The sequence below is a fragment of the Bacteroidota bacterium genome, assembly GCA_039821555.1.
GTDB lineage: Bacteria > Bacteroidota > Rhodothermia > Rhodothermales > Rubricoccaceae > JBCBEX01.
In genome coordinates, this window is record JBCBNX010000006.1 from 13482 (window position 1) to 32937 (window position 19456).

General features: G+C 66.0%; 12 protein-coding genes. 8 read left to right on the forward strand and 4 right to left on the reverse strand.

Annotation, left to right across the window (positions count from 1 at the left end; all coding sequences use genetic code 11):
• Nucleotides 1-41: 41 nt before the first annotated feature.
• Nucleotides 42-1079 carry a zinc-dependent alcohol dehydrogenase family protein gene (locus AAFU51_09050; GenBank protein MEO1571403.1) on the reverse strand — a complete coding sequence of 346 codons (1038 nt, stop codon included), beginning with the start codon at nt 1077-1079 and terminating at the stop codon, nt 42-44.
• A gap of 229 nt (nt 1080-1308) precedes the next feature.
• On the opposite strand from AAFU51_09050, the gene AAFU51_09055 reads away from it, so the two are divergent.
• The 3 genes from AAFU51_09055 (at nt 1309) to AAFU51_09065 (ending at nt 6284) form a co-directional block, all read left to right on the forward strand.
• Nucleotides 1309-2268: a LysR family transcriptional regulator gene (locus tag AAFU51_09055; protein ID MEO1571404.1), complete on the forward strand. Its 960-nt coding sequence runs from the start codon at nt 1309-1311 to the stop codon at nt 2266-2268.
• Nucleotides 2269-2384: 116 nt separating this feature from the next.
• Nucleotides 2385-3716 (forward strand): SUMF1/EgtB/PvdO family nonheme iron enzyme, encoded by a 1332-nt coding sequence (locus AAFU51_09060; protein MEO1571405.1) that lies wholly within the window; start codon nt 2385-2387, stop codon nt 3714-3716.
• Between the two features lie 492 nt (nt 3717-4208).
• Nucleotides 4209-6284: a S9 family peptidase gene (locus tag AAFU51_09065; GenBank protein ID MEO1571406.1), complete on the forward strand. Its 2076-nt coding sequence runs from the start codon at nt 4209-4211 to the stop codon at nt 6282-6284.
• 43 nt (nt 6285-6327) lie between these two features.
• Here the strand turns inward: AAFU51_09065 and AAFU51_09070 are convergent, their stop codons facing one another.
• Nucleotides 6328-8337 carry a S8 family peptidase gene (locus tag AAFU51_09070; GenBank protein ID MEO1571407.1) on the reverse strand — a complete coding sequence of 670 codons (2010 nt, stop codon included), beginning with the start codon at nt 8335-8337 and terminating at the stop codon, nt 6328-6330.
• A 212-nt stretch (nt 8338-8549) separates the two neighbouring features.
• Complete coding sequence (locus tag AAFU51_09075) at nt 8550-9662, reverse strand: AAA family ATPase (GenBank protein MEO1571408.1); 1113 nt, start codon at nt 9660-9662, stop codon at nt 8550-8552.
• A 364-nt stretch (nt 9663-10026) separates the two neighbouring features.
• Between AAFU51_09075 and AAFU51_09080 the strand changes: the two genes are divergently transcribed.
• The 3 genes from AAFU51_09080 to AAFU51_09090 all read left to right on the forward strand — a co-directional run bounded on the left by AAFU51_09080 (nt 10027) and on the right by AAFU51_09090 (nt 14281).
• Nucleotides 10027-11226 (forward strand): heparan-alpha-glucosaminide N-acetyltransferase domain-containing protein, encoded by a 1200-nt coding sequence (locus tag AAFU51_09080; protein ID MEO1571409.1) that lies wholly within the window; start codon nt 10027-10029, stop codon nt 11224-11226.
• 260 nt (nt 11227-11486) lie between these two features.
• Nucleotides 11487-13529: a S9 family peptidase gene (locus AAFU51_09085; protein MEO1571410.1), complete on the forward strand. Its 2043-nt coding sequence runs from the start codon at nt 11487-11489 to the stop codon at nt 13527-13529.
• Between the two features lie 188 nt (nt 13530-13717).
• A complete protein-coding gene (locus tag AAFU51_09090; protein MEO1571411.1) occupies nt 13718-14281 on the forward strand; it encodes a hypothetical protein in 564 nt (187 codons plus the stop codon).
• On the opposite strand, the gene proS is transcribed toward AAFU51_09090, so the two are convergent.
• Complete coding sequence (gene proS, locus AAFU51_09095) at nt 14278-15768, reverse strand: proline--tRNA ligase (GenBank protein MEO1571412.1); 1491 nt, start codon at nt 15766-15768, stop codon at nt 14278-14280. The two genes, AAFU51_09090 and proS, sit on opposite strands and share 4 nt — an antisense overlap.
• 264 nt (nt 15769-16032) lie before the next feature.
• Here proS and AAFU51_09100 point away from each other — a divergent pair, with 264 nt between their 5' ends.
• Both AAFU51_09100 and AAFU51_09105 read left to right on the forward strand, forming a co-directional pair.
• Nucleotides 16033-17760, forward strand: coding sequence for a hypothetical protein (locus tag AAFU51_09100; protein MEO1571413.1), 1728 nt, complete (start codon nt 16033-16035; stop codon nt 17758-17760).
• 202 nt (nt 17761-17962) lie between these two features.
• Nucleotides 17963-19324: a hypothetical protein gene (locus AAFU51_09105; GenBank protein ID MEO1571414.1), complete on the forward strand. Its 1362-nt coding sequence runs from the start codon at nt 17963-17965 to the stop codon at nt 19322-19324.
• The last annotated feature ends 132 nt before the right edge of the window (nt 19325-19456 follow it).

The following is a 19456-nucleotide window of genomic DNA, read 5'->3' on the forward strand; positions in this document are numbered from 1 at the left end:
AACGTCACAGCTTTAGGCGGTAGCAGCAGGTCGAATCTGGGTTACGCAGTGTTCTCGCGAGCGAGGGTGACCTTGCCGACGGCTGCGCCGGACTCGGCGTGGGCATGGGCAGCGGCGGCGTCGAAGAGGCCGAAGCGCCGGTCGTCGAGCAGGGGGCGCAGTTGGCCCGCCGCGACGAGGCGCGCGGCTTCGCGGAGGGCGTCGCCGTGGCGCGCGCGGCCCTGTCCGCTCAGCATCGGCAGGAGCATGAACACGACGTGCAGCGACAGCCCCTTCATGTGCATCGGCGTCAGGTCGAGCGCCTGGCTGGACGTGGTCGTGACGACATGCCCGTTCGCGCGGACCGCGCCAAACGCCGTCGCGATGTTGTCGCCGCCCACCGTGTCGAAGACGACGTCGAACCCCGCGCCGCCTGTCACGCGTTCGACGAGCGCCTCGGTCGTCTCGGTGCGGTAGTCCGAGACGTAGTCTGCTCCGAGGTCGCGAGCCGTCTGGCCCTTCTCGTCAGACGAGGCCGTGGCGGTGACCTCGGCGCCGAGCGCCTTGGCGAGCTGCACCGCCATGTGCCCGACACCGCCCGTGCCGCCATAGACGAGCACGCGGGTGCCCTCGCCGACAGCAGCCTTCGTCCAGGCGAGCCCCTCCCACGCCGTCAGCCAGACGAGCGGGAGGGCCGCGGCCTCACGAAACGAGAGCGACGGTGGCTTCAGGGCGAGGAGCGCCGGGTCGCATACCATGTAGTCAGCGAGCGCGCCCTGGAGCGGCCCCTCGGCCCCGGCGATGCCGCCCGCGCAGCCGAAGACAGCATCCCCGACGGAGAAGCCCGTCACGTTGGCACCGACAGCCGCGACGGTCCCGGCAACGTCCATGTGGAGCACACGGGGGAGGTCTGGCGCGAGCATCGCGGCAGACCCGTCGCGGATCTTATAGTCGACCGGGTTGACGCTCGTCGCCTCGACGCGGACGCGGACGCCGTCCGGGCCGGGCATGGGCGTGTCAATCGTGGCCGTGCGGAAAGCCGAGGGCGTGCCGAAGTCATCGAGGACGACAGCGGTCATGGCTGCTGGGAGGTCGGGCATGTCGAAAGGGGAGAGCAGAGGTAGATGGGAGAGGCAGGCCCGCGGTGTGGACGTATGCAGGTGTGCGCGTGTGCAGGGGACCGTGTGCGTCTACACGTTCACACCTGCGCACAAGCACGAAGGCGACGATGGCTGGTCAGCAGCGAACGGTTCGGCCTGGTTGTGATGGAACCGGAACGTCCCACATCCGGTCCATCGATTGTTTTCATCCAACCCATTCGCTCTCGTTATGGACTTCGGTACGCTCGACCTGCGCCACCTGCGTCTCGTCCGCGCCATCGTGGAGGAGGGCACGCTGACGGCGGCGGCCGAGCGCCTGATGCTCTCACAGCCTGCCCTGTCTCACCAACTCCGCGACGTGGAAAACCGCCTGGGCATCGCGCTGTTCGAGCGGCGTGGACGTTCGCTCGTGCTGACCGAGGCCGGCGCGCGCGTGCTCGACTCGGCGCGCGTCGTGCTCGCCGAGGTGCAGCGGACCGAGTCTGACCTTGCCGTGCTGGCGGCGGGTCGCAGCGGGACGCTCCGCGTGACCGCCGAGTGCTACACGACCTACCACTGGCTCCCGCCAGTGCTCAGCGCGTTCCGCGCGGGCTGGCCGCTCGTGGACGTCGAGATCGCGGCCGGAGCGGCGGAGCGACCGGGGGCCGCCTTGCGCGAGCGCGCCGTCGATGTGGCATTGCTGACAACGAACGACAGCCTCGACGACCTCCGCCTCGTCGAGTTGTTCGAGGACGAGGTTGTCGCGGTCGTGGCGGAGGGGCATCCGTGGGCCGCGCAGCCGTGGGTGGAAGCCGCTGACTTCGATGGGGCGCACCTCTTCGTGTGGCACGACTGCATCGAGCGCGATTGCGTGCTGGGCCTCGTCGCCGAGGCTGGGGCCGTGCCAGGCCGCGTTACTCCGGTCCCGCTCTCGACCGAGGGGGCCGTCGGGATGGTCCGCGCCGGGCTGGGCGTCACCGCGATGGCGCGCTGGGCCGTGGCACCGTACCTGGAGCGCGGCGGCCTCGCCACCGTGCCCGTGACCGAATCGGGCGTCCGACGGCGGTGGTACGCCGCGACGCGCACCGGCGCAGAGCCTGCCTACGTTCAAGCGTTCGTGGACGTGCTCACGCGCATCGACGTGGCCACGGGCGCGGTTCGTGGTGAGGCGGTTCGTAGCGGGACGGAAGTCCAGGCCGTAGTGGGGTAGGTAGTGTCGCCGCTTACCGGCACGACATCGCCGCCTGTCGATGCGACCAACAGATTTGGTTCGTAGGCGTTACACTGCGGTGTCGCCCTTCTACCGTTGCCGCCCCGTTGTCAGCTATGCGCCGTCTTGCGTTCGCCGTCCTTTCGCTACTCACCGTGAGCGTGACCACCGGGGTACACGCTCAGTCCGTCGAGATCGAGAACGTCCGCGTTCATCTCGCCGACCAGGACACGGCGGCGCAGTCGGTCCCCGTCACCTTCGAGGTAAGGTGGGAAGAGTCGTGGCGCGATGGCGAGAGCTGGGATGCCGTGTGGCTCTTCGCCAAGTTCGAGCGCGAGCCCAGCGTGTGGAGCAGCCTCCGGCTCACGCCCGAAGTCACAGCCGAGGGCCGCACCTCCGCAACCGCGACGCCCTCGATGCTGCCCGCCGGATATGCGAACGGCCTCGTGCTGCACCGCGCCGCCGACGGCCGAGGCGAGGTCCAGGCCACTGTCCAGGCCACGTGGACCTACGGCGCGAGCTACTTCGACCTGCCCGAAGACGGCGTGCCGATCCGCGTGCTCGGCGTCGAGCTGGTGCACGTGCCCGGCGGCCCGTTCGAGGTCGGCGAGGCGGTCGTCGACAGCCTCCGCCAGCCCAACGCGTTTCGCTCGGCCGACGGCGGGACCTACCGTATCGCGTCCGAAGACGAGATCGCCGTGGGCGCGGGGCCGTCGGCGCTGTACTACGACGTGCCCGACGGCGAGGCCTACGTCGGCGGTGACCAAGCCGGGCCGATTCCCGCTGCGTTTCCGAAGGGGACTGCGTCGTTCTACGTGATGAAGTATCCCATCACGCAGGGGCAGTACGCCGACTTCCTCACGCTACTGTCACCGCGTGCCCGGTCCGCGCGTGACATCTCAACGTATCCGGGCTACGCGGACAAGGGCGGCACCGTCTCATGTGGCGATGCGGGCTGCGCGGCGCGCCTGCCGGACCGCGCCGCTAACTTCCTCGGCTGGGCCGACGGCATCGGCTGGGCCTCCTGGGCGGGCCTCCGCCCGATGACCGAACTCGAATACGAGAAGGCCGCCGCAGGCACGCCCGCCGACTCCGCCCGCTATGCCGACGGCGCACTTCCCGAGCGTGTGGGCGCGTCCGAGCGGCGCTCGCGCTGGGGCGTGGTCGATCTCCGCGGTGGGCTGTGGGAGCGCGTCGTTTCTGTCGGCACGCCGGAGGGCCGCGCGTTTCGCGGGACGCCCGGCCAGGGCTACGTGGACGACTTCGGCTACCCGTATGGCTTCGTCAACGCGGACTGGCCGGGGCCGCGCGCACTCGGCAGCGGCTACCGGGGCGGCACGGAGGGGCTGCTCGCCCTCGCCGAGGTAGCCGACCGGACGTACGGGGCCTACGAGGCGAGCTACGGCAACGAAGGGCAGGGCTTCCGGGCTGTCTTGGACGCGCCGTAGCACAACGTGGTGATTCGTCGCTACCGACAGAGTCATCCCTGCGAAGGCGCTGACAAGGGTAGGCTTCCACAAAACGAGGGTATCCTGAGCGAGCGTAGCGAGTCGGAGGATCTATCGATCAGCATCCAAGTCACTTCTTGGCGGAGAGATACGAACCAGGTCCTTCGGCTTCATCCGCTGTGCGGATTGCGCTCAGGATGACAAGGAGAGCGGATCTGAGTGAACACCTACCCTTACCGGCGCGAAGGGAGGAGACGAAGGCTGACGCCGTCAATCCACACGGTGGATGGTATGGATCCCGAAACCGCGGGTTCATGCAGTAATCAAGTCCGGGATGACAATGGTGGAGAGAAGCGGCTCCCCTGGCGACGTGGCCCAACGCCCTCAGAGGCATTGATTACCCCGTGGCTTGGAGGCGTATCATCTTCGGCCTACGGAATGATCTCACGTTGGCCCACATACCACCACCTCTCGCTGCACCTTCTCCGGCCCATGTCTCCGTCGTCTCTCTTCCGAATTGCCGTCGCTGTGTTGCTGGCGGGTCTTGTGATGCCCGCCGCGCAGGCCCAGGTCGCTGGGGGCGAGGTGGGCTATGACGAAAGCCTCGAAGCGGTCTCGCCCGATGGGGAGACGCCGGGAGCAGGACTCGCGGGGAGCGACCCGGCGGACATCGGGCGCTACCTGCTCGCCCAGAACGGCGGCGTGAGCAGCGCGCGGCTCTCGCCCGACGGCGAGACGGTCGCGTTCCTGTGGTCGATCACCGGCGAGGCGCAGGTGTGGACGATGCCCGCGACGGGCGGCCAGCCGCAGCGCCTCACCTACGGCACCGGCATCCGCTTCTTCCGCTGGACGCCCGGCGGCAACCTCCTCTACGGCGCCGACGACGACGGCAATGAGCAGGAGGCCTACTTCCGCATCAACGCTGCGGGCACCGACGAGCGGCGCGTGCTCCCAGCCGTCAGCGGTGGCTTCCGCGTCTTCGGCGACTTCCTCGCGGACGACACCATCGCCTACGCCTCCACCGAACGCAACCGCCTGGACTACGACCTCTACGTCGCGGACTTGAACGGCGGTACGCCCGAACTTGTCTTCGAAGGCACCTTCGGCTTCTTCGTCCGCGCTGTCTCGCCGGACGGGCGCTACGCCGTCGTGAGCGAGACAGTCGGCGAGGACTCGGACAACCTCTACCTCCTCGACCTCCAGACGGGCGATCTCGATACGCTCTCGACGCCGGAGCGGCGCGCCAACCACACCCGCGGCGGCATCGCCTGGGCCCCCGACGGCTTGGGCTTCTACCTCGCCACCAACCGCGACCGCGACTTCGCGGCGCTTGCGTTCTACCGTCTCGGTGCCGATGGTGAGAGCGGGGGCTTCGAGAACATCGCGGCGGCCGAGGGCGACGCCGAGGAGGTGACGCTCTGCGGCGACGGCGGTCGCTTCCTCGTGTGGAGCGTCAACGACGGCGGCTACAGCCGACTCCAGGCCCGCGACCTGAGCGCGGAGGGCAGTAATTCGGAAGAGAACGCCGCCATGCTCGACGTGCCTGATCTCCCTGATGGCGTCTACCGCCTCCAGTGCACCACCGGCTCGGACCGGCTGGCGATCACCGTCAACGGCTGGCGGACGCCCGGCAGCGTCGTCGTGTGGGACCTCGGCAGCGGTGCCGTGCACCAGCCGTTCACGGCGAGCCTGGGTGGCCTCGACCCGGACCGGCTCGTCCGGCCGCAGAGCGTCACGCTGCCCGCCCGCGACGGCGTGACCGTGCAGGGCCTGCTCTACCTCCCTGACGATGCCTCCCGCGCAGCCGCCCACACAAATGGTACAGTCACCAACGACGGCCTGCCGCCCGTGGTGTTCTTCGTCCACGGCGGCCCGACCGCGCAGTCACGGCCCACATTCGACCCCGTCGTGCAGTACCACGTCGATCGCGGCCTGGCCGTCTTCGAGCCCAACGTGCGCGGCTCGACGGGCTTCGGCCACACCTACGTCACGCTCGACGACCAGGAGCGCCGCCTCGACTCCGTGCGCGACCTCGTGGACATGCTCACCTGGCTGGGCGAGCAAGGCTTGGTGGACGCCGACCGCGCCGCCGTCGTAGGCGGCTCCTACGGCGGCTATGCCGTCAACGCCGTGCTGGCGGCCTACCCCGGCTACTTCGCCGCTGGGGCCGCGCTCTACGGCGTGGCCGACTGGGTGACCGCGCTCGAAGTCGCCTCGCCCGGCCTCAAAGCCTCCGACCGCATCGAGTACGGCGACATCACCGAGCCGCGCTGGCGGGCCTTCTACGAGGAGAACTCGCCCATCCGCCAGGCCGACCGCATCGACGTGCCGGTGCTGTATTCGCATGGCGCCCGCGACCCGCGCATCGACATCGCCGAGACGGAGGTGATGGTGCGCAACCTCCGCGCGCGCGGCGTGCCCGCCCCGTACGTGCGCTTCCTCGACGAGGGGCACGGCTGGCGCAAGCTGGCCAACCGGCTGTTCTACTATCGCTACCAGGCTACCTTCCTGGAGGACGTGCTCGGTATAGGAAGTGGTGACGTAAGCTCTGCTGCTTTAATCGAATAGCCCACTATAAGCAATCGTAGATGTTGCATAGCTCCGAGTAGCCCTAGGTTCGAAGTCGGAGCTCGATCTTGGGTTGTAGCGGGGTTAAAACATTCTGATACGAGCGGACAATTTGGTCGTAAAGGTCTTGCATGCGGTGTGCCCTTACCGTCACCACCAGAGCATATCTGAGAACGTCTGAATCTGTGGGGGCTGCTCCCTCTTCACGCTCGAACCGGTATATATCGAAGCATGGTTTCTTCAGCGATTGGGATCGCTTCCTGACTTTTGATTTCAGAACAGGCTCCCATTTATGGCTGTCACTCCTTAAAACGTAATCGGGTGGGTACATTTGCCGTTGAGTGAAGAAAGCTGCTGGTTTAGCATGATTTGAGTGGCTTCCGTCACGATACTCTGTAAAAACTTCCTCGTGAGGGCGAAAGACTACTTCCAGCCCAGAGCGCGTATATGTATTGGCATGGTTGGGATCTACTGCTGATGCTATGCAGAAAGTTGCAGCGATATCGACCATGCCTTGGTACCCTCCCTGCGGTTCGGGAATGTCCGCACGAACTTGGATCCCAAATGGGACCTCACCTTGATAGACTACGTGAACTGTGTCTCTATCTGACGTCAAGAGATCAGCAATCCCATCTGGCACTCGACCCCATCCAGCGCGTTTCTGGGTTTCATCCCCGCGATCTGAGTGATGTATGAGAAGAGCGCGGATGGCGAGTGGGCTAAGTTCGGATCCAAGGGCTGCTTTAACGCCGACACCTAAGCGCAGTACTGAAGGTGCCGCGAAGGAAGTGCCCGCCGTTGCTCCCAACTCGTCCTCTTTAGAAAGAGCAAGGAAGGGCTCAGGTGGGCTACCCCCGAACCCTACAACGTCTGGTTTGACTAAGCCCGGGCAACGCCCAGGGCCAACGCAACTGTAGTCTGCAACAGACCAATTCGGACCCGCATAAGCACTTGCTCCTACCGCAAGCACATTCACACCGTCAGAAGGCGGCTGGACTCGATTCAAGCCCAGGGCGTCGTCTAGCTGTCCATCATTACCGACAGCAACTGTCGTTAGGATATTTTTTCGACCTAACACCTCGTCTAGTTGAGCTGTCCAAAGAGTTACATCATCATCGTCTATCTCCATTCTTGGACCAAGGCTGATGTTGACAAACTCGTATGAGTTGGATTCGGATTCAATCACCTCTACGATTCTGTCGAGTACGTCGTATAGCTTGGATTCTTGTGAGCCTGCATCATCGCCTAGTACACGGTAATGGTCTACGTTGGCATAAGGAAGCTCGATGGGTAGCCTCGGGTCGAGATGGCCAAACAGCACGGCTGAAGTCACCATTAGGCCATGCTCGGTGCACTCTTTGTCCTTCGGGCCTACGCCTGTAGTGTCATATTCGGTTACCCAGTCGAGTGTAACGCCTTCCGGAATGCCACCGTCAAATACAGCAATACTCGTTTCTGAGTCTTGAGGGGCTCCATCTGGGATTGAGACGTGACTAGCTGCAGTTGAGACACGAAATACTGGGGTAATGAGCGGGCGCAACTGTGGCATCCCGCGAACGACTCGTAGGAAAGTAAATTCTGCGAGTTGCTCTATTTGCTCTCTCGCAGCATTGGCAGGCATAAAGCAAAGATTACCGACCACTCTACTGCGATCGAGATCGAGTGATACGCCCGTTGCATTTGCGTAAGCCTCAAAAGCGTCAACGATGAGACCAGATGGATCAGAGTGGAGAACAAGTTCCAACTGAACCTCTGAAGCGTCCGGTATGGCACGAATTCGCTCAGCTGAAGTCAGTGGATCTACAGACTCGAACTTCATAATGTCCCTCGCAGCACCACTGTCAGGCCAAGAGGTAAAAGCATTCGACCAATCATCGAAAGACCCTCTCTTCCCGGCCACAAATAGTACGGTCGTGACTGCTTCCTGCGGAGGGTTTGCTACACCCCAGCTATCCGGCTTGATAATAGCAGATTTACTACCAAGGGCACGTAGGCCAATCTGGTTAAGAAAATTAGCTGGATGATCGCTTTTGGATATGTAGCGGGGATGCATCGTGATAGATGCTACCGCTTCGTCTCGTGGACAAGCCAAGTCCGGTAGCGATTCAAACACGCGTGTTGCTTGGGCGACATCGGCTCCTATACGCTCAAGGGCAGTATTAAAGTCGTATGCCGGTTTTTTGCTGTCACCGCCTTGGTGACGTGCGACCCGATAGGTCAAACGCTCGCCATGTCCAAGGAGATAGTTCGTTTGCTCACTCATAGCTATGATCTGCTGAGGTACTTGGAGACGGTGTTTCGAGAGATCCCAGCGACCTCTGCTGCTCTGGTTTGGGTCTTACCGATTCGAACCAATTCAAGGGCAAGTCTGATGCGATCATTCTTATTGAGATCTCCTGACAGACCGCTCCGTCCTAGAATAGCTGCCTCAATGAGCGCTTCCTCAGGATCTATGTCTTTGATGACCGCTGCCCTCAGTGCCCGGCGTACAACTCTGTCAGCGTCTGCATAAGACTTTCCAGAGAGAGCGGACGCTACTGCATCTACAGTCGAGTTAGACACAGTAAAGGCGTCGTCGATGAATTGACGGATAGCCATTCCAATGGAATCAGATTCTGGGATAGGTAACTCCAGGACTATGTCAAACCGCCGCCACACAGCTGGGTCGAGCAGCTCAGGGTGGTTCGTGGCGGCAACCAAGAGGCCATGCGCGGGCCACTCATCGACAGATTGGAGTAGGACAGTAACGAGACGCTTGAGTTCGCCAAGCTCCACGTCGTCTCCGCGGCGTTTCGCGATGGCGTCGAACTCGTCGAGAAGCAAGAGGCATGGAGTCTTCGCGGCATAATCCAGCACTGAGCGCAGGTTACTTCCAGTCTTGCCGAGATAGCTGCTCATCACCGCTGCGAGGTCAAGCGTCATCAGAGGCAACTCGAGTGACTGAGATATCCATTGGGCTGCAAGGGTTTTCCCAACACCAGGCATGCCGGTTAGCAGAAGAGTCCTAGTAGGGAGCAACCCTCGCTCGGCAAGCTCATCAGCACGTTCCCTTTCCTGAATAATGTCAGATAGAACCTTCCCTACCTCTTCAGTCCAAACAGGCTCAATACCCAACCTAACCGAAGGCTCAAACTTAACGAGGTGAAGTCGGCTGTCCTGATCTGTTGGGAGCGCTGGGACAGCGGCCTTGCGAAGAGGCGTAGTGCTACCCGACACTAGCTCGTAGAGCGTAGCAGCGGCTTCTGGATCAGTCTTCGAAAGACGGCGGCTTATCCGTCGAACCAGAGCAACCGCGCTGGCAGAGTCACCGCTAATGGCAAGACGACTTAGGTGTGTAAAATCTTTCAGGCTAATCGGCATTTGGGCAAGAAGTTGCATTTGGGGCTGAAATGTACGGAAATAGCTGCGCAATTTTAACAACTATACTGCTGCATTGAGCATTGTATGCTACTTGCCTAAGGTGACATCTTTGTGTCATACACTTGCTTAGATGGTCGATGTGACCTTCGGGGCGTGGTCGTCCTCAGTTTCCTGCTCATCTACATCGAGACATGCGCGTACCCGGATTCGTGGGCCCGTACGCGTACGGCTTTGCGACGGAGGCGGACCGGACGACGCGGTTCTGGGGCTAGGTCCTCGCGCTCGACACGTTCTCCAGCAGATTGCCTATGCTCTAGGGCCGGGGTGACCGTCGTTCTCGGCACCTCGCTTGCACGAAGTCTGCCCTCGCCTGAACCGCCCCATGCCTACCGAATCGACCGAGCGGGTGGACAGCGTAGCGGCGCAGCGCGAGGCACCGACCACGCGCCGCCCGCGCATCACCTCCATCGATGTCATGCGCGGGCTCGTCATCGTCCTGATGATGGTGGACCACGTGCGGGAGCGGTTCTTCTACCACATCCGCATCGGCGACCCGGTGGACCTGGAGGCCGCGAGCGCGGGGCTGTTCTTCACGCGGCTGTCGTCGCACCTCTGCGCGCCGGTCTTCGTGTTCCTCGCCGGGCTGGGCGCGTGGCTGTATGCGCACCCCCGGTCGGGCGAGACGCGCTCGCCGAGCCGCTTCCTGTTCACGCGCGGGCTGTTCCTGGTGGCGCTGGAGGTCGTCCTCATCAACCAGGCGTGGTTCTGGGGCTTCCCGCCGGACACGATCTACCTGCAGGTCATCTGGGTGATCGGGCTGAGCATGATCGCGCTGTCGGTGGCCGTGCGCCTGCCGCACCGGGTCATCGCCGCGCTCGGCCTCGCGATCGTCGTCGGCCACAACCTGCTCGACCCGATTGACGTTGCCCCGGGCGAGGTCGGGTACGCGCTGTGGACGATCCTGCACGACCGCGGGATGCTGGTCGAGGGCGACGTGGTCTCGCTGTGGATTTCCTACCCCGCGCTGCCGTGGATCGGGGTGATCCTCTGCGGCTACGCGCTCGGCCCGCTCTACGGGGCGGCGGTCGACGCGAAGCACCGGACGCGGCGGCTCGTGCAGCTCGGCGGGGGCTGCCTGGCGCTCCTCGTCGTCCTGCGGGGCTTCAACCTCTACGGCGAGGCGCTCCCGTGGACGGTCGGCGCGACGCCCCTCGACACGCTGGTGACGATGCTCAACTACACGAAGTACCCGCCGTCGCTGGCGTTCCTGCTGCTCACGCTTGGCGTCGCGTTCCTGCTGCTGGCGTGGTTCGACACGCGCGACACCGCCGCCACGCGCGTGCTTCAGACGTTCGGTCAGGCGCCGATGTTCGTCTACACGCTGCACCTCTACGTGCTGCTGGTTTGCTACAAGCTGGTGCTCGTGACCGTCGGCCCCAACGCGGGCGACCTCTACCACATCGACCACGTGTGGCAGATCTGGGCACTCACGTTCCTCCTCGCTGCCGCGCTCTACGTCCCGACGCGTGCGTTCGGCGAGTACAAGCGCACCAGCGACCGGTGGTGGATTCGGTACTTCTGAGCGTTGTGTGCCGTGGCTGACGAGAGGCACCAGCGCCGAAGCTCGATGGGGCATCGCAGCGCGGCGGCTCCCCCCGCTTGACGCGCCTGATACGGCGGTCAAGCTGTCCCCCTCACGCGTGAGGGGGACAGTTTTTGGTAATGCAGGAGCGGAGCGACTGTCGCCAAAAACGGGGGGAGCCAGCCGAAGCGCAATGCATGCGGAGCCGTGGAGTAGTATAGACGCAGATCCAAGCCCTACCTCTCTCACCCGCTATCGCCATGCCTCGATATCGTGTCTTCCTCCTGCTCGCAGTCGTCCTGCTCCTCGTGGCTCCGGCTGCGCTCGCGCAGACGCCGTTCACCTACGCCGATGTGTTCGAGTTGGAGTGGGCCGACGACCCGCAGATCAGCCCGGACGGCGCGCAGATCGTCTACGTGCGGACGGGGATGGACCGGATGAAAGACAAACGCCGCCGGTCGCTGTGGATTGTCGGGGCGGACGGCGAGGGGCACCGCAAGCTGACGGCGAGCGAGGCGAATGAGTCGGCGCCGCGGTGGTCGCCGGGCGGGGGGCGCGTGGCCTACGTAGCCGCGACGGGCGAGGGCGCGGAGCTGTTCGTCCGCTGGATGGACACGGGCCAGACGGCGCGGTTGACGCAGCTCGACCGGTCGCCGCGCGGCCTCAACTGGTCGCCCGACGGGACGATGCTGGCGTTCTCGATGCTGGTCCCGAAGCCCGATCCGACGTTCGACGTGGCCCTCCCGTCGCCGCCGAAGGGCGCGGAGTGGGCCCCGAAGCCGCGCGTCGTGGACCGCGTCAAGCACGAGGCTGATGGGTCGGGCAACATCGAGCCCGGCTTCCGCCACGTGTTCGTCGTCCCCGCCGACGGCGGCACGCCGCGCCAACTCACGCACGGCGACTACCCGCACGGCACCGACCTCGCCTGGCTGCCCGACGGCAGCGGCCTCGTGGTTTCCGGCAACCGCAGTGACAATTGGCAGCTGGAGTACAACGTCACCGAACTCTACCGGGTCAGCCTGACCGACACCACGATTATCGCGCTCACCAACCGTGATGGGCCGGACCGCAGCCCCACCGTGTCGCCAGACGGCCGCCACGTCGCCTACCTCGGCTACGACGACCGCGTCCGCACCTTCCAGAACACGCGCCTCCACGTCCTCGACCAGGATACGGGCGAGATCCAGGTGCTGGCGGGCGACCTCGACCGGAGCCTCGCCAACCTCACCTGGCACGACGACGGGCTCTACGCGACCTATCTCGACCGCGGCCTCACGCACCTCATGCGGGTCACGCTCGATGGCACCGTGCGCGAGATCACGGACGCGCTCGGCGGCACGGCCATCGGGCGGCCCTACACGAGCGGGGCCTACTCGGTGTCCAACGATGGCGCGGTCGCGTTCACGCACGGCACGGCGGAGCGCCCGTCCGACGTAGCGATTGTCGAAGATGGCGAGACGCGCGTCCTGACCGACCTCAACGGCGACCTGCTGCCGTACCGCGACCTCGGTGCCGTCGAAGAGATCACGTGGACGTCCGAGGACGGGCTGGAGATTCAGGGCTGGCTCGTCCGTCCGCCGGGCTTTGAGGAAGGGCGGCAGTATCCGTTGCTGGTCGAAGTCCACGGTGGGCCGATTGCCGCCTATGGGCCGCAGTTCTCGCCCGAGGTCCAACTCTACGCGGCCGACGGTTACGTGGTGTTCTACCCCAACGCGCGCGGTAGTACCGGCTATGGCGAGGCCTTCGCCGACCTCCTCTACCACGACTACCCCGGCGGCGACTACGGCGACATCATGACCGGCGTCGACGCCGTGCTCGCGACGGGCGACGTGCACCAGGACTCGCTCTTCGTGACCGGCGGCAGCGCAGGCGGCACGACGACGGCGTGGATCGTCGGCAACACGGACCGCTTCCGGGCGGCGGCGGTCGTCAAGCCCGTCATCAACTGGATCTCGAAAACACTCGTCGCCGACAACTACTACGACTACGCCGACTACCGCTACCCCGGCCAGCCGTGGGAGAACCCGATGGCCTACTGGGAGGAGTCGCCCATCTCGGTCGTGGGCAACGTCGAGACGCCGACGATGGTTATGGTGGGCCTGTCTGACCTGCGGACGCCGCCCTCGGAGGCGCGCCAGTTCTACCATGCGCTCCGCCTGCGCGACGTCGAGACAGCGTACGTCGAGATCCCGGACGCCCCACATTTCATCGCCAACCGCCCCAGTCAGCTTGCTGCCAAGGTCGCCTACATCCTCGCCTGGTTCGACCGGTATCGCGGCGACAGCATGGGCTCCGACGAGTGATGGTGCATATCGGCACGACCGCTCCCCCCGTTTCGGTTGACAGTCGCTGCGCTCCCGTGTCAACCAAAACTGTCCCCCTCACACTCTGGACGAGAACGCAGGGGGACAGCTTGACCGCCGTCCAGGCGTGTCAAGCGGGGGGAGCCGAGCGAAGCGCGGAGTCCGTACAGCAAAGCTCTCCAACAAACATGAACCCCGAACTCCGCGCCCTCTACGAGGCCGACTACCGTGACCACGGGCAGGGGCTGCAGCACGGCACACCCGAATACGACGCCATGCGGGCCCGCGACCGCGACCGGCGGCAGCGCGCGGCCGAGATTGTGGCGGAGGAGCGCAGCTTAGTGGCGGAAGACTACTACCACGCGGCCTGGCTCTTCAACCACGGCGACACGCCCGACGACGCCTGGCAGGGCCACGTCTGGGCGAAGCAGGCGGCAGAACGCGGGCATCACCCCGCGCGGTGGCTGGCAGCGGCGGCGTACGACCGGTGGCGGATGTACAGCGGCCGGCCCCAGAAGTACGGCACGCAGTTCGTCCCCGACGGGAAGCGGCACCGGCTGTGGGACGTAGAGCCCGCGACCACCGACGCCGAGCGCGCGGCGTGGGACGTGCCGCCGCTGGCCGAGCAGCTGGAGCGCGCCGAGGCGATGACGCGAGCATGCCCGCCCGACCCCATCGGCGAGGGCGCCCCGCAGTGGCTCCTCGACGCGATAGAACGGTGGGACGCAGAGGGGGCGAGCGGTGGGCGCTAGTACGCCCGGGCGAACACCACGCGCTGCTTCGACGGCTGGCCGGTGAGCATGTCGACGCCTTCGGTGGGGTCGTAGTGCGGGTCGGATTCGAGCGGGAGGCAGCGGATGGTGGCCTTCGTCTCCTCCTTGAGGCGCGCCTCCGTCTCGGGCGTGCCGTCCCATGGGGCGAGCACGAAGCCGCCTTGCTCGATGGCCTCCTTGAAGGCGTCGTAGGTGTCGACGGTCGTCGTTTTCTGCTGGCGGAAGTTCTCGGCGCGGGCGAAGAGGTTGGCCTGGATCTGCGAGAGCGTGTCCGTGACCACGTCGGCGAGCTGGTCGCGCGGGACGCTTTCCTTGCCCGGCTCGTCGCGGCGGGCGAGCTCGACGACGTTGTTCTTCACGTCGCGCGGGCCGACCGCGAGGCGGAGCGGGACGCCCTGCACCTCGTACTCGTTGAACTTCCAGCCGGGGCGGTAGGCCTCGCGGGCGTCGGTCTTGACGCGTACACCCGCCACGCGCAGCTCGCGCTCGATTTCGGCGACGGCCTCCATGACGGTCTCCTTCTCGCCGTCCTTGCGATAGATCGGCACGATCACGACCTGCGTCGGCGCGAGGCGGGGCGGGAGGACGAGGCCCTGGTCGTCGGAGTGCGTCATGATGAGCGCGCCGATGAGCCGCGTCGAGACGCCCCAACTCGTCGCCCAGACGTGTTCGAGTTCGTTGTCCTTGTTCTGGAAGGTGCAGTCGAACGCTTTGGCGAAGTTCTGCCCGAGGAAGTGGCTGGTGCCGGCCTGGAGCGCCTTGCCGTCCTGCATGAGCGCCTCGATGCAGTAGGTGTCCACGGCCCCCGCGAAGCGCTCGCTGGCCGTCTTGACGCCGCGGATGACCGGCACGGCCATGTATTCCTCCGCGAACTCGGTGTAGACGTCGAGCATGCGCAGCGTCTCCTCGACGGCCTCGTCCTCGGTGGCGTGCGCGGTGTGACCTTCCTGCCAGAGGAACTCCATCGTGCGCAGGAAGAGCCGCGTGCGCAGCTCCCACCGGACGACGTTGGCCCACTGGTTGATCAGGATGGGGAGGTCACGCCAGGACTGGATCCAGCGGCTGTAGGTGTCCCAGATGATCGTCTCCGAGGTGGGCCGCACGACGAGGTTTTCGCCGTCGGCGAGCTTCGAGGCGGGATCAGGTTCGACGCCCGTGCCGTCGGCCGTGGTGCGTAGCCGCGAGTGGGTCACGACGGCGCACTCCTTCGCGAAGCCTTCGACGTGCTCGGCTTCTTTGGAGAGGAACGATTGCGGGATGAAGAGCGGGAAGTAGGCGTTCTGGTGGCCCGTCGCTTTGAACATGCCGTCGAGGACGCGCTGCATGTTCTCCCAGAGCGCATAGCCGTTGGGCGGCAGGATCATCGAGCCGCGCACGGGCGAGTAGTCGGCGAGCTTGGCGGCCTGCACGACATCGAGGTACCACTGCGAATAGTCTTCGGAGCGCGGGGTGATCTTGTCAGCCATCGGGAAAGGCGGTCGGGAGAGCGGAAGGGTAAAACAGACGACCAAGAAACGGCGCGCGGGCTGCGGCGTGCCATGCGGAGGTCGCCCGAGCGTGGCTTTCACGTGCTCTTTGGCACCGCGCACGGCGTTGGCACACGGCTATCGTCCCAGCCTCGTCCTTGAACAGGCGTCCATTTTCTGTGGTGACGCTGTTACTTTCGCGCTCGCCTCTGCGGCCAGGCTGCACGAGCCTGTCTCCCATCGTCCTCCCGACCCACCGCTGCCATGATGCGCCCTCCGCTACGCCCCCGGCTCTCTTCGCTGCTGCCCGCGCTCTCGCTGGCGCTCATGGCGCTGCTGCTTTCGGGCTGCTATACGCAGCTCGCCAACGCGTCCGACCGCTACGACCGGCGCCCGACCTACAGCCCGCGCTACGAAGACCCGAAGACGGACGCCCGTGACCAGGGCTATGCCGACGAGGGCTATGCAACGGCACCCGTGGAGGACGCCGAGCCCCTCTCGGCCCGCGTCGGTGTGCAGGCGCCGGTCTACACCGAGGGCGAGGTCTACGGCCAGGACGCGTACGCCACCGACGGCTATACCGAGGAAGGCTATGCCGAGGAAGGCTATGTCGGCGACGGCTACTACGACGAGGGCACTTACGAAGGCGGCTATGGCGAGGACGACGTCAACGTCACGCGCTACTACTACGACGACGAGAACGTCTACTACGAGGACGCCTACCATGGCGGCTCGTATGGCGGTGGCTATTACGATAGCTACTATGGGGGGGGCTACCACCGCCCGTATCGCTGGTCGCGCTGGCGTCCGCTGTGGTACCGTCCCGCCTGGGCCTTCCACGATCCGCTGCTCTGGGACCCCTTCTTCTACGACCCGTTTTTCCATGACCCGTTCTACCGGCCTGGTTTCTCGGTCAGCTTCAGCTTCGGGTTTGGACGCGGCTTCTACCATCGTCCGTTCTTCCACCGGCCCTTCTACCATCGTCCGATCGCGTGGTATGGCGGAGGTTACTACCAGCCCGTCTTCGTCCAGTACCGCGATGTGTACTACCGAAACGACCACTACTACGTCTTCGACGACGGCCGCGACCGCGTGCGCCAGACGACGCTGCGCCCGATCCGGTCCACGGGCCGAGACGGGCGTCTAGACCGGCCTGTCACGGGCTCCATCCGCCCGGTCCGCGGCGCCGATGAGCCAGTACGTACCGTCGTGCGCCCGACGCGTCCGGGCGCCGTATCCCCGGCGCGACCGAGCTCTGAGGGGACTCGCACCGTACGCCCGACCCGTGCGCCGGAGACACGGCCGGGCACTGTGCGCACGCCGCAGACGCGCCCGGCTCCAGGCCGCGCGCCGAACACACGCCCAACGCCGGGCCGAACCACGGAGACGCGTCCGGCGCCTCGCCCTGCGACACGCCCGACCCCGGGCCGCACCACGGAGACGCGTCCAGCACCCCGCCCGCAGACGCGCCCAACACCGTCGTCTCGTCCGGCGCCTTCGTCTCGTCCGGCACCGTCGTCGCGCCCGGCACCGTCGTCGCGCCCGGAGACGCGCCCCGCACCGAGCCGGACTCCGCAGACGCGGCCGGCACCCGCGCGTCGTCCTGAGTCGCGCCCCGCCCCGAACCGGACGCCGCAGACACGTCCCGCACCCAGCCGCCAGCCGCAGAGCCGCCCGGCGCCCAGCCGTACCCGCCGCGGTGGGAACGACGATGGCGACAACGCCCGCTCCACGCCACGGACGCGCCCCTCGTCGCGCTCGTCGGGCAGCAGCACCCGCTCGGCGCCGCGTCCGCAGAGCCGCCCGGCCCCGGCACCGCGCCCGCAGACGCGCCCGTCGCCGTCGTCGCGTCCGCGCTCGACGCCGAGCACCCGAAGCGGCGGGTCGAGCAACCGCTCGTCGGGCAACGCGCGCTCCGGTGGGTCCAGCAACCGCTCGTCGGGCAACCGCTCGTCAGGTCGCTCTAGCCGCCGCGGCGGAGGCAACGTCTAGTCGCCGGCTTCCGCTCTCCTTTCGTCTGATTGCCAAGTAGGAGGCCCGTGCGCCCCGTGCGGGCCTCCGCTATGTCTAGTCCTCACGGTGCGCGCTGCCACGTCACAGGGCCGCCCCGACCTCGCATCGAGCCGCCACGTCTCACCCGACACTCGCCCCCATGCGTAGCCTCTGCTCTCTCAAGCTTCACAGCCTTGCCCTCATGGCTCTCTTGCTCACGCCCGCCGCGGCGGCTCAGACGGCCGAGGACGTGCTCCTGCTCAGCCGCCGCCAGGCCACGCTCGGCGCCGAGTTGGCAGGGCAGGGCGGCGCGGCCATCGGCGGCATGCCCGGCTGGACGGCCTCGTTCTCCAACCCCGCCAACCTGGGCTGGCTGCGCACCTCTGAGGCCACGGCGTCCGTCGACCTGACGGGCACCGAGAGCGACGCGGCCTACCGCCTCTCCGGCGACGACGCCAGCCTCGGGCTGGACGGGCGCACCTTGGAAGGCTCCACGCGCTCCAGCGGGGCGCGCCTCGGCCACCTCGGATATGCCGCCAAGGTGCCCACCGTGCGCGGCTCGCTCGTGGTCGGGCTTGGCTACAACCGCACCAGCACCTACGACCGCGCGCTCTTCTACGACGCCGAGGTCACGGGCACGCTCGGCGACGGCACCGTCGTCGCAGACCGATTCGAGGAAGACGTGTTCGCGGAGGGGCAGGCGGGCGAACTCTCGGCGGCGGCGGCGGTGGAGATCGCCCCTGGCGTGATGGTAGGCGGCTCCGTGAACTTCCTCTTCGGCTCCTACTTCACCGAATCCATCGGCGCGGCCAGCTTCTTCGGCGACGACCCGGTGGTGTTCAGCATCGACCAGGAGGCGCGCGGCGTGAACGCCCGGGTGGGGATCTCTGCCGAAGCGCAGCGGGGGTTCCGGCTCGGCTTCGTCGTGGAGACGCCGACCTATGTCAACGTCGTCGAGGAGACCATCGACTCGTTTGGCGACCTCTTCCCTGTGGACTACGACTTCACGACGCCGTGGCGGCTCGGCGCGGGCGTCGTCTACCAGATCGCGGGCGCGACGCTCGCCGCCGACGTGGAGTACGTCGACTGGAGCCAGGCCCGCCTCCGCACCGACGGTTTCACGAGTGAGGACGACCTGCTCTTCATTGCGGACCAGAACAGCACGCTACGCCGCACCTACGACGACGCCTTCACGACGCGCTTCGGCGCCGCCTACGACTTCGGCATCGCCACGGCGCGCTTCGGGCTTGCCTACCAGCCCGATCCGCTCCGCGACGCGACGGGCCTCGTGGTGGACCGCGCGCGGCGCGAGGTCGCAGTGGACGCCGTGGCTGACCGCCTGCGGCGCACCGTCACGGCAGGCGTCGGCATCCGGGTGGGACGGTCGTCCGAGATCAACATTGCTCTCGTGAACACGCGCTTCGAGGACCAACTCGTCGCCATCGACAACGTCTTCCCGGACGGCGACGACCCCGGCACGCTGAGCAATCCGGAGAGTCTGCGCCTCGTCCTCGAAGACGTAACCCGCACGACGCTCGTTGTCGGTGCCACGTTTGGATTCTAGGGCTGACGTCTGGATTCTAGGACCTGTAGTTTGGGTTCTAGGGTCGACCTAGAGAAGGCCGGACGTGGCGCGGAACGGCATACGGTGCCTCTGCGGTAGTATCGCGGAGACACCACGTTGCACCACCCAGAC

Bases quoted from the DNA above. Each gene is read 5' to 3' on its own strand.
- AAFU51_09050 (MEO1571403.1), bottom strand. From the start codon at position 1,079: ATGCCCGACCTCCCAGCAGCCATGACCGCTGTCGTCCTCGATGACTTC.
- AAFU51_09055 (MEO1571404.1), top strand. From the start codon at position 1,309: ATGGACTTCGGTACGCTCGACCTGCGCCACCTGCGTCTCGTCCGCGCC.
- AAFU51_09060 (MEO1571405.1), top strand. From the start codon at position 2,385: ATGCGCCGTCTTGCGTTCGCCGTCCTTTCGCTACTCACCGTGAGCGTG.
- AAFU51_09065 (MEO1571406.1), top strand. From the start codon at position 4,209: ATGTCTCCGTCGTCTCTCTTCCGAATTGCCGTCGCTGTGTTGCTGGCG.
- AAFU51_09070 (MEO1571407.1), bottom strand. From the start codon at position 8,337: ATGCATCCCCGCTACATATCCAAAAGCGATCATCCAGCTAATTTTCTT.
- AAFU51_09075 (MEO1571408.1), bottom strand. From the start codon at position 9,662: ATGCAACTTCTTGCCCAAATGCCGATTAGCCTGAAAGATTTTACACAC.
- AAFU51_09080 (MEO1571409.1), top strand. From the start codon at position 10,027: ATGCCTACCGAATCGACCGAGCGGGTGGACAGCGTAGCGGCGCAGCGC.
- AAFU51_09085 (MEO1571410.1), top strand. From the start codon at position 11,487: ATGCCTCGATATCGTGTCTTCCTCCTGCTCGCAGTCGTCCTGCTCCTC.
- AAFU51_09090 (MEO1571411.1), top strand. From the start codon at position 13,718: ATGAACCCCGAACTCCGCGCCCTCTACGAGGCCGACTACCGTGACCAC.
- proS (MEO1571412.1), bottom strand. From the start codon at position 15,768: ATGGCTGACAAGATCACCCCGCGCTCCGAAGACTATTCGCAGTGGTAC.
- AAFU51_09100 (MEO1571413.1), top strand. From the start codon at position 16,033: ATGATGCGCCCTCCGCTACGCCCCCGGCTCTCTTCGCTGCTGCCCGCG.
- AAFU51_09105 (MEO1571414.1), top strand. From the start codon at position 17,963: ATGGCTCTCTTGCTCACGCCCGCCGCGGCGGCTCAGACGGCCGAGGAC.